This is a genomic window from Bradyrhizobium sp. 190 (genome assembly GCF_023073415.1).
Lineage (GTDB): Bacteria > Pseudomonadota > Alphaproteobacteria > Rhizobiales > Xanthobacteraceae > Bradyrhizobium.
Genome location: NZ_JADPJL010000068.1, coordinates 181627 through 195031, shown reverse-complemented (window position 1 = coordinate 195031; position 13405 = coordinate 181627). Strand labels below are relative to the sequence as shown.

Genomic DNA, 13405 nt, shown 5'->3' with positions numbered 1-13405 from the left:
CTATCATGATTGACCGGCCATCGATGCCGCACGCATCGTTCTATGTCCCCGCCGGTCCTTGATTGACGTCCACCACGTGCCGATCCTGCCCGACCGTAATCACGATCGTGTAGCTCTTCTTCCCGCCAGCCTGATCGGTCGGAGGCGCAATGTGCAACTGGCCGCCGTACCATTCGCCGGGCATGAGCGTGTTGTCCTTGATGACCGTCTGTTCAAGCGCGGCCATGTTGCGTTGGCCCGTTTCGATGGTGGCGGCGAACATGGCCTCGTTTTGCACGGCGGCGTTGTTCTGTGCGATCACGGCGGCTGTCGGGCTGTAGAAAGTACCGGTGCGACCGCTTGGCGTCGTATAACTTCCGTGGCCCGCCTGAGAGGCGCTGTAAGCGTTCGCAGCACCGGCAACGCCAGCGAGAACGGCTCGTGCCACCTGCCGGTTTTTTTCTTCCTGCTGCAGCATTTCGAACGTGACGATCTGCATTCCGAAATCGGAGCCGCCGACGTGCTGGATGGCTTCTACCTGAGCAACGCGAAATTCCGTCGGCTGCTTTCCGAAATTGTTGATGCCGACGACAAACACCGGCCGCCCGTTTGCCTGCAGTTGACGCGAGGCCGGACGCACCAGCACCAGGGAATGCTTCTGGCGTGAAACGAGTGCCGGTTGCCCGTCGCGCATCATCGCCTGTTGCTGTGGATTAGAAGCGCGGAACGCAATGGTTTCGCCGTTCGAAACGCAGCCGCCCAGCGCGGCGCACAGCGCCACGATTCCGAAATTACGCATGACAATGAGCCCCCCAGACCCGTCAGCGATACAATCGCAACCAAAGGGAGTGGGCAAGGGTGAATACGCGTGTGTCCTCACCGTGGAAATACGGTGTGCGCTCAAGGCAAGGAAGACGTGGATGGCCGGGTCAAGCCCGGCCATGACGGAGAGTGGGTGAGGCGTGTGCGTAAACAAAAGCGGCCGGGTCTTTCGACCCGGCCGCTTCAAACTCCGATCCGCCGATTTTGTGCAGCTAAAGCTCAGCTCGCCTTCTTCACGAACACCGGCTTGCCGACCTTCTTCTCGATCGCGCGCTTGAGATCCAGCGCGCGGGGCGAGAGCACGTCGGCCTTGGCCTTCAACAAATACTTGTCGAGGCCGCCATTGTGGTCGACGCTCTTGAGCGCATTGGTCGAGACGCGCAGGCGCACGTTGCGGGCGAGTGCGTCCGAGATGAAGGTGACGTTGACCAGGTTCGGCAGGAAGCGCCGCTTGGTCTTGATGTTCGAGTGGCTCACCTTGTGGCCCGTCTGGGGGCCCTTGGCCGTCAGTTCGCAGCGCCGGGACATTGCAAAATCCTCTTCCATCCCCGCCATAGGCAAGCGCATCTCGCGGCTGCGCGGGGGTCCAAAATCGCGTCCATTTCCAGGAACTGCGGTCGTATAGGGGGAGACGGCCGAACCGTCAAGGTTTTTGGGCGGTGTGGCGCCCCATTCTGAGCCCCGAGCCCCTTGTTTTGACGCGTTTTCTTCTCGCGAACCGAAAGATCGCCCAGGCGCCAGGTCCGGGCAGGCTTCGCTCGAAAACGCTGGTGTCCGGACCGCGGAATTGGGCCGGTTTGTAAGGGGTTCCAGCCACTTAAGGCATCATATAAAGGGCGCAATCCCCGCCGACACCATGGCTTTCGTTAAGGGGTAGGCCTTGGCCTTCCGCAAAGAGGCGGGCGGCGATGCGAGGCCTGATTGTAAGGCGTGGTTTTTCGCGAAAGCTGCGCGTTGTTTGCCGGATATGTCTGCTTACATGAACATCAGCTCGCGCCGATCCCGGGACAATCCATTCGTGACCGCAAAACGCGCCGTTTCGCCCCTCTCGAGGCTCGGTTTCAGCCTGTACGCCCTGGCGTTCGCAGCGCTGGCGCCGCAGGCGGCGTTCGCGCAGGGCCGGCTCGATGCGCAATACGAGGCGACGCTGGCGGGCATCCCGGTCGGCAAGGGTAGCTGGACCATCGAAATCGGCGACGACACGTTTTCGGCCTCCGCCCAGGGCGGCACCGCGGGCCTGTTGAAGGCGTTTTCCGGCGGCACGGGTTCCGGCGCCAGCCAGGGGCGCGTCGTGGGCGGCGCGCTGGTGGCGAATGCCTATACCGCGACCACCACCACGCAGAAGAAGTCCGAAACCATCCGCATGGTGCTGGCCAATGGCGGGGTGAAGGATTTTTCGATCGAACCGGCGCCGCCGGTCGATCAGGACCGTATCGTCGTCACCGACGCGCACCGCAAGGGCGTGCTCGATCCCATGACCGGCTCGATGCTGCGCGTGCCCGGCAATGGCGAGGTGCTGTCGCCGGATTCCTGCCGCACCGGCACGGGGATCTTCGACGGGCGCATGCGCTACGACCTCAAGCTCGATTACAAGCGCATGGAAACGGTGAAGGCCGAGAAGGGCTATCACGGGCCGGCGCTGGTCTGCGCGATCTATTTCACCCCGATCGCGGGCTACATCCCCGATCGCCCCGTGATCAAATATCTCGCCACCGAACGCCGCATCGAGATCGCGTTCGTGCCGATCGCGGGAACCCGCATCCTGATTCCGTTCCGCATGACCATCCCGACGCCGTTCGGCCCGGCGATGCTGGAAGCGACGTCGTTTGTCACGACCGCAGCGCCGCCGAGGGTGGCGAAGACGCAGTAGGGGTCGGGCGCGCTCGTGATCCACGCACCGCGGTCGTCCCTGCGAAAGCAGGGACCCATACGCCGCGGCCGTGCGGACTAAGGGACTCGGAGTTGCTGCCGGTGCCAAACAATGAACGCCTGTGGTTATGGGTCCCTGCGTTCGCAGGGACGACGGCGAGAGGCTTTACGGAATTCAGTTGACTCTTACCTCGTTCTGATTCGACTCGGGGCCTTAAGGATTTCACCGCCAAACCGTCGCTTGTGGAGCCGTCACAAACTTGATCTAGTGCCGCCCCGGGCGTGTCAGCGCGAGATGTTGCGGTGAACGTATCGGGTTTCGGGAAGAGTCAGCGATTCGGGCGCGTTTCGTTCCAGACTCGTTCCAGAGCTTAAGCCGCGACCGCATCGCCGTCGCAGAATGAAACAGAATCGGCGGAAGATGGTGCCAAACGACGAAGTTCTGAGTTTCCCCGTCATTGCGAGGAGCGTAAGCGACGACTTGTCCGCCGTAGCTCGCAGAGCGAAGGCGGAAGCAATCCATATCTCCACGTGCGGCGCCATGGATTGCTTCGCTTCGCTCGCAATGACGACCGGCACCTAAAGAAACACCTGCAACACATGGCTTTCTCACCTTCCACGTTCGCGAATGATCGCGCGCCCGGCGCCGGCGTCACCGCCGTGCTCGGGCCGACCAACACCGGCAAGACGCATCTGGCCATCGAGCGGATGCTGGCGCATTCATCCGGCGTGATCGGCCTGCCGCTGCGGCTGCTCGCGCGCGAGGTCTACAACAAGATCGCGGATCGGGCGGGTGCCGAGAGCGTTGCGCTGATCACAGGCGAAGAGAAGATCAAGCCGAAGAATCCGCGCTATTGGGTCTCCACTGTGGAAGCGATGCCGCGGGATCTCGACGTGTCGTTTCTCGCTGTCGATGAAATCCAGATCGCGGCCGATCTCGAACGCGGGCATGTCTTCACCGACCGTATCCTGCATCGCCGCGGCCGCGACGAGACGCTGCTGCTCGGTGCCGCCACCATGCGCCCGATCATCGAGCGGCTATTGCCCGGCGCGTCCATCATCACGCGGCCGCGGCTGTCGCAGCTTGAATTCGCCGGCGACCGCAAGATCACGCGCCAGCCGCGGCGCACCGCGATCGTCGCGTTCTCGGCGGATGAAGTCTACGCGATCGCCGAACTGATCCGCCGGCAGCATGGCGGCGCTGCTGTTGTATTGGGCTCGCTAAGCCCACGCACACGCAATGCGCAGGTCGCGATGTTCCAGAACGGCGACGTCGATTATCTCGTCGCCACCGACGCCGTCGGCATGGGGCTGAACCTCGACGTGGATCATGTGGCTTTCGCCTCCGACCGCAAATACGACGGCTATCAGTTCCGAAGGCTCAATCCGTCCGAGTTCGCGCAGATCGCGGGTCGTGCCGGACGCGCCACCCGCAACGGCACCTTCGGCACCACGGGGCGCTGCGGGCCGTTCGAGCCGGAGCTGGTGAACGCGCTGCAGAACCACACGTTCGACAGCGTCAAAATGCTGCAGTGGCGGAATTCGAAACTGGACTTTGCCTCGCTCGGCGCGCTTCAGGTGTCGCTGGCGCTCTCGCCGGGGCATGAGGCCTTGACCCGCGCGCCGATTGCCGAAGATTTGCGCGTGCTCGATCATGCGGCGCGCGACGGCGAGGTGAGGGACATGGCCCACGGCGCGGCCGCCGTGGAACGGCTGTGGGACGCCTGCCAGATCCCGGATTACCGCAAGATCGCGCCGGCTGCCCACGCCGAGCTCGTGACCACGCTTTATGCATTCCTGATGAAAAAGGGCCGGATCCCTGACGCATGGTTCGGAGCCCAGGTTGACCAGGCCGACCGCGTGACCGGCGATATCGACACGCTGTCGGGCCGGATCGCGCAAATCCGCACCTGGACCTTCGTCGCCAACCGCCCGGACTGGCTGTCCGACCCCGACCACTGGCAGGGGATCGCCCGGGAGGTCGAAAATAAATTATCCGATGCGCTGCATGAACGCCTTACGGAGCGTTTCGTTGACCGGCGGACCAGTGTATTGATGCGCCGCCTGCGGGAGAACAGTGTTTTGAATACGGAAATTGGCAAGACCGGCGAAGTGATTGTGGAAGGCCACGCGATCGGCCGGCTCGATGGATTTACCTTTGCACCCGATGCGGCGGAAGCCGGCTCGGACGCCAAGGCGTTGCAGGCGGCCGCCCAGCAGGTGCTCGCCAGCGAGATCGACGCGCGCGCCACGAAGCTTGCCGCTGCGCCCGACGACCAGTTCGTGCTGACGTCCGACGGCACCATCCGCTGGACCGGCGATGCGGTCGCAAAACTCGTTGCGGCCGACGACGCGCTGCATCCGCGCTTGCGCATCATTGCCGACGATCGTCTCTCCGGCGCGCCGCGCGAGGCCGTGCAGGCGCGGCTCGATCTCTGGCTGAAGACGCATATCGAAAAGCTGCTCGGCCCGCTGTTCGGGCTGTCGAAGGCCGAGGACATCACCGGCATCGGGCGCGGCATCGCGTTCCAATTGGTCGAGGCGCTCGGCGTGCTGGAGCGCGCAAAAATTTCCGCCGAGATGAAGGATCTCGACCAGGCCTCGCGCGCCACGCTGCGCAAATACGGCGTGCGGTTCGGCGCCTATCACATCTATTTCCCCGGGCTCCTGAAGCCCGCTGCGCGCGCGCTGGCTTCGCTGTTGTGGGCCGAGAAGCAGGACAATGTCGACATGTCTGCGCTGTCGGGCGCGCAGCATCTGGCGAGCTCGGGCCGCACCTCGTTCCCGGTCGACAAGGCGCTGCATCGCGACGCCTATCGCGTGCTCGGCTATCGCCAGTGCGGCGAGCGCGCGGTGCGTGTCGATATCCTGGAGCGGCTCGCCGATCTCATTCGTCCCGCGCTGGCGTGGCGCGAGAGTTCGCCCGGCGAAAAGCCGACCGGCGCGTTCGATGGCCGCGGTTTTGTGGTGACGCAGGCGATGACCTCGCTGACAGGATCTGCCGGCGAGGACTTTGCCTCGATCCTGCGCGCGCTCGGCTATCGCATGGACCGCCGTGCGCCATTGCCGCCGAAGCCCGCGCCTGAGGTCGTTGTCGAGACCGTCGCCGCTGAAACGCCGCCGGTCGAGGCGAGTGCCGAGGCAACATCAGAGACGCCGGCGGAGATAACGGCAGAGACGCCGGCGGAAGAAGTCGCGGCTGAATTGCCGATCTCCGGCGATCCCGCGCCGTCGGCATCGCTGCTGCCCAACGTCACGCCGGTACCCTTCGTGAGCGAAGAGCCTGCGGTGCCGGTCGAGGCCGCACCCGAGCCCGTCGAGACCACGCCGGCGGAAGCCGCGATCGCGGATGCGCCTCCGGAACAGGAGGCGGAGCCGACGATCAGCGCCGCCGAAGCTGCGGCCGAGCCCGCAACCGCGAGCGAAGCGCCTGCTGAAGGCGCTGCTGCGGAAGCCGTTCCCGCTGAAGCAGCCAGCGCAGAGACAAAACCCGAGACGCCGGTTGAGCCGCAACTCGTCGAAGTCTGGCGGCCCGGCGGCCGTTCCGACGAGCGCCGTCCGCATCATGACCGCAACCGCCAGCGTCATCACGGCCGTCCCCAGGAAGCCGCGCCGGCAGCCGCTGCCGGCGAAGGCGGCGAGGGGGCGCCGCGCGAGCAGCAGCGCCATCGTCGCGGCCGTCGTAACAACGAGTTCCGCAAGCCGCGCGAGGGCGCGCCGGCCAACGCCGCCGCTACACCGGCCGCGGAGGGCGCAGCGCCTGCCGAGGCGCGTCAGGATCGCCCGCCGCGCGAGCGCGTTGAGGGCAAGGGTCGCGACAACGACAACCGCCGCGACAAGTTCGATCGCAACAAGGGCGACCGAAACAAGGGCGGTGGTCGCGACAAGGGCGAGCGCGGCGGCCGTGATTTCGGCGGACGCGACAAGGGCGGCCGTGACAAGCGCGATAGCGGCCCCTCGCACCGTCAATGGGCAACCAGCGCGGCACCGCGCGAGCGCGATCGTCCCGTCGATCCCAATTCGCCGTTCGCCAAGTTGGCGGCGCTGAAGGAGCAGCTCGCCGGCCGAAAGGAATAGTCGAGAGCACAGTTGGAGCGGCAGCGTCTCGATAAGTGGCTGTGGCACGCGCGGGTGGTGAAGGCCCGCACCTCCGCTGCCGCGCTCGTCGAGGCCGGTCACGTCCGTATCAACGGCGTGCGCGAAAAGGCGCCGGGACATGCGGTGAAGGTTGGCGACGTGCTGACGATCGCGCTCGATCGCAATGTGCGCATCCTCAAGGTGGTGGGATTTTCCGAGCGGCGGGGCGACGCGACAGCGGCGCGCGTGCTGTACGATGATTTGCAGAACGGCAAACAATAACTATCTGCAATGGGCTCGCGGGAACGCCTGAAAATCGGCGGCCAGAGGCCCGCCGCTTCCCTTGCGGCAGCGCACCGCATGCGCTACGCAAACCCCGGAAAACAGATCCGTCTCGGAGCCTTGTTCGGAGCCCTGGATGACTTACGTCGTCACTGAAGCCTGCATCAAATGCAAATATACCGACTGCGTTGAAGTCTGCCCCGTCGACTGCTTCTACGAGGGCGAGAACATGCTGGTCATCCATCCCGACGAATGCATCGACTGCGGCGTCTGCGAACCCGAATGTCCCGCCGACGCCATCAAGCCGGACACCGAGCCCGGCCTGGAGAAGTGGCTCGAGGTCAACACCGAGTACGCCAAGAGCTGGCCCAACATCACTCAGAAGAAGGACATGCCGCCCGACGCGAAAGAATTCGAGGGTGTGGAAGGCAAGTTCGAGAAATATTTTTCCAAGGAGCCCGGCTCCGGTGACTAGGCTGTGGATAAGTTAAGGGCTCCTTGAGCCTGTTTTCGGCCCCAATCTGAACCGAACCAGCGTTGCGGATTTAACCCTGTTAGCGGACTTATGGCGGAACCGGCCCCGTAAAGGACCGGAACTCGGCGTAAATCATTGATTTTTGCGGAAAATGTGCTATATTGGGCACATTACAAGCCGATCCTGGCCATGCGTAGCTTTGTGGCCCCGGTGGGTTCCCGTAAAACATCGAACAGGGGCGTGGCAGTTCCGCGCGCAGGCTGTGTCACAGAAAACGCGTAAAAAGAGTGCTTCCAAGACCACGAAAAAAGCCGCTCCGGCCAGCCGCAGCGCAACCAAAGGCCGTGCCAAGGCGACCGTAAAGGCTGCCAGGAAGGTTGCGGCCACAAAGTCCTCAAAGAACAAAAGAAGCGCAATGCCAGAAAAGACTGCCAAGACTGCCGCGAAAGCGACGGGTTCGAAGACCACTGCGTCGAAAGTTGCTGCCAAGGCTCCCGTGAAGACCCCTGTGAAGGCTGCGCCCCCGAAAGCCGCCGTTGCTGCGCCGAAGGCTCCCGCCAAGCCGGTCGTCGCCGCGCCGCGCGTCGAGGAGCCGAAGAAGGTCGTGACCCAGCGTCAGGGCTTCAAGGCCAATGAATTCGTGGTCTATCCCGCCCACGGCGTCGGCCAGATCCTGGCCATCGAGGAGCAGGAGATCGCGGGCGCCAAGCTCGAGCTGTTCGTGATCAATTTCATGAAGGACAAGATGACGCTCCGCGTGCCGACCGCCAAGGTCGCCAATGTCGGCATGCGCAAGCTGTCCGAGCCGGCGCTGGTCAAGAGGGCGCTGGAGACGCTTAAGGGCCGTGCGCGCGTCAAGCGGACCATGTGGTCGCGCCGGGCGCAGGAATACGAAGCCAAGATCAATTCGGGCGACATCGTCGCGATCGCCGAAGTGGTCCGCGACCTCTACCGTTCGGAATCGCAGCCCGAGCAGTCCTACAGCGAGCGCCAGCTTTATGAAGCCGCGCTTGATCGGCTGTCGCGCGAAATCGCCGTCGTGCAGCATTCGACGGAGACCGAAGCGGTCAAGGAAATCGAAAGCCAGCTCGCCAAGAGCCCGCGCCGCGGCGCCAAGGCTGAGACGACCGAAGCTGACGGCGAAGCCGACGAGGCCGATGTCGAAGCCGACGGCGACGACGCTGCCGTGGCGGATGAGGCCGCCTGAAAGGGTTCGACGGATTGAGATAAAAGCCCGGTCGCGAGACCGGGCTTTTTGTTTGGGTTGCGCTAGTTTCCTGTCCTCGCGCCGCTGCCCTTCTCTCTGCACCAGACGGTCGAACTCATTGCGGCAACATGAGCGCCAGCGGGTTAACCCCATGTTAACCATAACCGCTCAGCATCTGGCCTTACAAAGAGCCGCCAAAAGGCGGGTATTCATCGTTCATCCGGGGGCTTGCGGGGGCTCCAAGGAGTAACGCCATGTCGTTACCTGATGTGCGACCCCAAGCAAATCTGCCCCAAGCAAATCTGCTCTCCGAGTTCGCCCTGGCTACGCTCAGCGCATTTGGTCTGGGCTTGCCGATTGCGGTCGCGATCATCTGGATCTGTTCCTGATCTCGGTGTCGCTTGACGCAGTCGGACGGCGAACAATCCGCCTGCACTCGCAATGATAGATAGTTGCCGAATCACCTCAACTCGTCACGCCGCCGTTCGCCCGGAATGTGGCCAAATTTTCGGCCATTTGTGGCCAAATTTGAGAGTGAGGCTTCTGTCCACATTTAATTGAACCGCAGGGGGTGTTTGATGAAGACGCAAATTCTGCTGGTCTTTTTCGCCGCTTGTATCGCTGCCCTCATGCCAACCGGCGTGGCAAATGCGAAGGCCGTGGAATGCAGTGTCGCTCGGCCTTCGAGTGCGCAAGCGTATTGGTCCTGGCGCCTGATCGATGGACGAAAATGCTGGTACGCCGGCAAGACCATGATCTCGAAATCACTGTTGCAGTGGCCCGCGAAGGCGACGGTGCAAGCGAAAGCGACAGTGCAAGCGAAAGCCGATACAGCGCCAGTGCCGGTAACCGTCGCCCCGGTAACCGTCGCCACGGAGAAGCGCAGCGATCCACTCGATGCGCAAGCGCGGCTGCTTGAGTACGCCAACAGTTTCGAAGCGCGGTGGCGCGCGCGGGCGATCGCCGACTAGGCTTGGTCACGAAGCCGCAGGAAGTAAGTGGCGAATGCGTGCGTCCGGCGGGCAGTGTCCGCGCCCTTTGATGGGGCCACCGGAGATGGCGTTTTGAGGGCGCTGACGTGGAAGCCAGCCAGATTTTCGACCTCTTATGACCAGAATAGAAAGCGAAGTTACTCCCGCGCTCAACTAACCGCAGGGGGAGTGACCGATGAAGATGCAAATTCGGCTTATCTTTTTCGCCGTTTGCATTGCTGCGCTCGTACCGATTGGCGTGCTGACCGCGCAGGCCAAAGCGCAGATCAAGCAATGCGTTGCTTCGCCATCAAAGACGCAAGGGCATTGGTCCTGGCGCCTGATCGACGGGCGAAAATGCTGGTACGCCGGCAAGGCCGTGATCTCGAAATCTTTGCTGAGGTGGCCCGCAGCGGCGCCCGCGCAAGCGAAAGCCAAGGTCGACGCGGTATCCGCGCAAGCCAAGGTCAAGGTCGAGGCGGCGCCCGTTAGCGTCGTCGCGGAGAAACGTAGCGGCCCCATGGATGCACAGGCACGGATGCTCGACGACGATAGTTTCGAGTCGCGGTGGCGTGCGCGCGTAACCAGCGAGTAGATGAAGCGAGCTTGATGTCGCTTCCCTTCTCCCCTTGTGGGAGAAGGTGCCTTCGCGCTAGCGAAGGCGGATGAGGGGTTCTCTCCGCGGAGACAGACCCCTCATCCGTCTCGCTGCCGCTTCGCGCCAGCGATCCACCTTCTCCCACAAAGGGAGAAGGGAAGAAGAGTCGCTTGATGATCTTACCTAGCCTCAATCCACCACGATCTTCACGCGATCCCTTGGCTTGACCTGCGCGTGCTGGTCGAGGCCATTGAGGATGCGGAAGCGCTCGGCGGGGCGGTCGACGCCGGTCATGCGGTGGGCGAGGGATTCCACGGTATCGCCGGGTTGCACGGTGATGACCTTGATGCGCAGCGGGCGCGCGGCCTGGATTTCTTCCAGCGTCAGGCGGCGGAACGAGTTGACGGTCTCGCGCGCATTGCGCTCGCTCTCGGTGTTACGCTGCTTGGCGGCGAAGATGAAACGGTAGACGTCGCTGCCGTAGCGCAGCGCATAGACCTTGAATTGCCACTGATCGCCGTTCGCGGAAGCCGAAGCCACCGGGAAACCGTTGATCATCATGTCTTCGCTGGAGCCCTTGTCGACGCCTTCCATCCAGCCGGAATTGAGGTAGTCGGCGAGCGACTGTTCAGCCGGCACGCGCACCACGTCGAAGCGCATCGCCTGCGTGCCGCCCTCGCGCACGCCGATCACGGCCTGCGCGGTGTTATCCAGCGTGAACGTATCGGGGGCTGCAAAGGTGAAGCCGAGTTTCGGATGCAGGAAGCGCCGGCCACGCACAAAACCTTCGCTGGGGTCTTCGCCATAGACGATGTTGTCGATCGCGGCGAGATAGGTCTCGCGGTCGCGCTCGGCGCTCTGCGGCGAGGTGTATTGCCGGGCGCTGGCCTGCGCGTTCTGCACGCGTTCGGGGGTCGCCGGATGCGAAGACAGGAAATCCTGCGCGCGGGGATCGAGCGAGGTCTTGCCGGCCTTCATCGCCGCATTGCGCTCCATCGCGGCAAGGAAGCGCGCCGCGCCATAGGGATCGAAACGGGCACGGGCCGCAATGCCGACGCCGATGCCGTCGGCTTCGAATTCCTGTGCGCGCGAGAAACTCGCCATCGTCAGTTTCGTTTTCGCCAGCGCCAGCGCCGTCAGGTCGGGGTCGTTGCTCATGTCGGTGACGACACGGGTAACCACCGCGGCCTGCCGTGCCTGGTCTTCCCGGATCGAGGCGTGTTTTGCGATGACATGCGCCATCTCGTGGCTCAGCACCGAGGAAAGTTCCGAGGTGTCGCTGGCGAGCGCCACCAGGCCGCGCGTCACATAGAGCTGGCCGGTCGGCAGCGCGAAGGCGTTGACCGCGCCGGAATTGAGGATGGTCACCCGGTAGGGCTGCTCCGGACGGTCGGAGGCCGCGACCAGCCGGTCGACGGTCTTGCCGATCAGGGTCGCGAGCTTCGGATCGTCATAGGCGCCGCCATAGGAGGCGAGAATGCGCTCATGTTCGCGCTCGCTCGCCGGCGTCTGCGCGACAGTGCGGCTCGGCTTCGGCGCGGCCACCGTCGGCGCGGGGGTCTCGAGTTTTCCGAGATTTCCACAGGAAGCAACCGTAAGCGCGGCGCACAGCAGCGCCGGCGCAGCCAATAGGCGGCAGCCCGTGTTTCCTCCGCGCCGTTCTGCACGATGCGTCAAATCAGCCACTGGACCTACGATCCGACCGGGATCGTCGATCTCATCCCTTTTTTGCGCGTGATCCAAACGAAAACCGGTGCCAGCCTTCGGATCAAGCGCTATTTCCCCAGCACCTCAATTTGCCCCACCCTGAGCAGCTCGATCCGTGGTCCTCCCCGCGACGAGACAACGCCGCGGACACGAATCCGTCGATTTTCGAGCGACTTAGGTCCAAGGTTGGCGCCCTCGAACGCCGGTATGATGCGCCTTGAAATAGTCGCAGCAAAGTCCCGTGTCCAGTTCCGCCCGAAATTCAAGTAGGTGATTGCCCCTGTCTGCCGAACGGACAGGACTCTGCCCTCGATTACCGTAAACTGCCCTATCGCTGCCAGAATATCGCCCGGACTTTCCGCGTTTTTTATGGCCGTGCGATCGGCCCAAATGCCCAATTTGGCATCCCGCGCCGCGCCCTCGGCGGCGGCCAGTGCTGCAGCGCAATTTTTTTCGGATATATCGACAGCTGCCAGCGCCTCGCCGCGGCGTAGCAACTCGCTTTGCACCGAGTGTTCCGAGCCGGCCACGAACACAAAGGCGCCTTGGCGGCCATAGCGATCCGGCGTGTCGTCGTCGCCATGCAGCGTCACCTCGCGGCCGCCGGCGATGGCGGACAAAGCGGCCCTGCCGCTGGCTCCGTCGGTTCCACCACGCTCGATGCCTGCGAGGCGGACTTCGCGGCCGTCTTCAAGGCGAAAGCTGCGCGCATCGACCACGGCGACGACACGGCCTTCGCCCTGCGGCTCAAGCGCGCAATCGGCGGCGTCGGCCCACCCCATGGACGCCAGCACCAGAAGTGATGCGGCGCATGCCGGGAGCGAAGCGCTGCCACGCGATGCCGGAGGGATCATGCCGCTGCTCTCTGTTCCGCCTGTTCCTGTATGCTCAACATCAGCCGGCATTGCTACCAGAGATTGCCACGCAGGGGGAGAAAATGGAAGTCAACGGCATTGCACATATTTTCCTCACCGCCTCGAATTACGAACGCTCCCGCGATTTCTATCGCAAGCTGCTGCCGTTTCTCGGGCCGAAGCCGGTGCTCGATACAGAGACAACCTACTATTGCGTCGGTGGCCGCACCGCAGTCGGCATCAGCGCGCCGTCAGCCAAGCATGAAGGCGCGGCGTTCGAGCAGAAGCGCGTCGGCCTGCATCACCTCTGCTTCCGCGCCCGCGAGCGCGCCGACGTCGATGAACTGCACGGCTTCCTCCAGACGCTCGGAACGAAGATCATCCGCGCGCCACGAGAGGATCAATGGGCGCCGGGATATTATTCGATTTTGTTCGAAGACCCCGATGGTATCCGGCTCGAACTCAATCATGTGCCGGGGAAGGGGCTGTTGGGGTGAGAGCGAGATATCGTGCGTAGGATGGGTGGAGCGAAGCGATACCCATCATGTCTCTGCACCGGGATTG

Annotated in this window: 13 protein-coding genes; 9 read left to right on the top strand and 4 right to left on the bottom strand. The window is 63.5% G+C overall.

Translation table 11 applies throughout. From position 1 onward, the window contains the following. Positions 1-40 precede the first annotated feature (40 nt). Together IVB22_RS36005 and rpmB are read right to left on the bottom strand one after the other, a co-directional pair. Positions 41-922 (bottom strand): hypothetical protein, encoded by an 882-nt coding sequence (locus IVB22_RS36005; RefSeq protein WP_247521879.1) that lies wholly within the window; start codon positions 920-922, stop codon positions 41-43. 98 nt (positions 923-1020) lie between these two features. Further along, positions 1021-1329, bottom strand: a complete 309-nt coding sequence (rpmB, locus tag IVB22_RS36000) for a 50S ribosomal protein L28 (protein ID WP_247521878.1) — start codon at positions 1327-1329, stop codon at positions 1021-1023. A gap of 451 nt (positions 1330-1780) precedes the next feature. Here rpmB and IVB22_RS35995 point away from each other — a divergent pair, with 451 nt between their 5' ends. The 8 genes from IVB22_RS35995 to IVB22_RS35965 all read left to right on the top strand — a co-directional run bounded on the left by IVB22_RS35995 (position 1781) and on the right by IVB22_RS35965 (position 10277). After that, positions 1781-2671, top strand: a complete 891-nt coding sequence (locus IVB22_RS35995) for a DUF3108 domain-containing protein (protein ID WP_374207811.1) — start codon at positions 1781-1783, stop codon at positions 2669-2671. A 599-nt stretch (positions 2672-3270) separates the two neighbouring features. Further along, entirely contained in the window at positions 3271-6747 is a 3477-nt protein-coding gene (locus IVB22_RS35990; protein ID WP_247521877.1) for a helicase-related protein, read from the top strand. A gap of 12 nt (positions 6748-6759) precedes the next feature. Beyond that, entirely contained in the window at positions 6760-7029 is a 270-nt protein-coding gene (locus IVB22_RS35985; RefSeq protein WP_247521876.1) for an RNA-binding S4 domain-containing protein, read from the top strand. 136 nt (positions 7030-7165) lie between these two features. Next, positions 7166-7504 carry a ferredoxin FdxA gene (fdxA, locus tag IVB22_RS35980; RefSeq protein WP_247521875.1) on the top strand — a complete coding sequence of 113 codons (339 nt, stop codon included), beginning with the start codon at positions 7166-7168 and terminating at the stop codon, positions 7502-7504. A gap of 415 nt (positions 7505-7919) precedes the next feature. Further along, entirely contained in the window at positions 7920-8711 is a 792-nt protein-coding gene (locus IVB22_RS35975) for a CarD family transcriptional regulator (RefSeq protein WP_247521874.1), read from the top strand. Between the two features lie 254 nt (positions 8712-8965). Further along, the gene (locus IVB22_RS41485) at positions 8966-9100 is read left to right on the top strand and encodes a hypothetical protein (protein WP_256467505.1); all 135 of its coding nucleotides are present in this window, start codon (positions 8966-8968) and stop codon (positions 9098-9100) included. Positions 9101-9289: 189 nt separating this feature from the next. Further along, on the top strand, positions 9290-9682 hold the full coding sequence (locus IVB22_RS35970; RefSeq protein WP_247521873.1) for a hypothetical protein: 393 nt from the start codon (positions 9290-9292) through the stop codon (positions 9680-9682). Positions 9683-9878: 196 nt separating this feature from the next. Continuing rightward, a complete protein-coding gene (locus IVB22_RS35965) occupies positions 9879-10277 on the top strand; it encodes a hypothetical protein (RefSeq protein ID WP_247521872.1) in 399 nt (132 codons plus the stop codon). A 192-nt stretch (positions 10278-10469) separates the two neighbouring features. Here IVB22_RS35965 and IVB22_RS35960 read toward each other — a convergent pair whose 3' ends face one another. Together IVB22_RS35960 and IVB22_RS35955 are read right to left on the bottom strand one after the other, a co-directional pair. After that, positions 10470-11957 carry a M48 family metalloprotease gene (locus IVB22_RS35960; protein ID WP_247522085.1) on the bottom strand — a complete coding sequence of 496 codons (1488 nt, stop codon included), beginning with the start codon at positions 11955-11957 and terminating at the stop codon, positions 10470-10472. Positions 11958-12055: 98 nt separating this feature from the next. After that, positions 12056-12841: a thermonuclease family protein gene (locus IVB22_RS35955; RefSeq protein WP_247521871.1), complete on the bottom strand. Its 786-nt coding sequence runs from the start codon at positions 12839-12841 to the stop codon at positions 12056-12058. A gap of 83 nt (positions 12842-12924) precedes the next feature. Here IVB22_RS35955 and IVB22_RS35950 point away from each other — a divergent pair, with 83 nt between their 5' ends. Beyond that, complete coding sequence (locus IVB22_RS35950; RefSeq protein ID WP_247521870.1) at positions 12925-13338, top strand: VOC family protein; 414 nt, start codon at positions 12925-12927, stop codon at positions 13336-13338. The last annotated feature ends 67 nt before the right edge of the window (positions 13339-13405 follow it).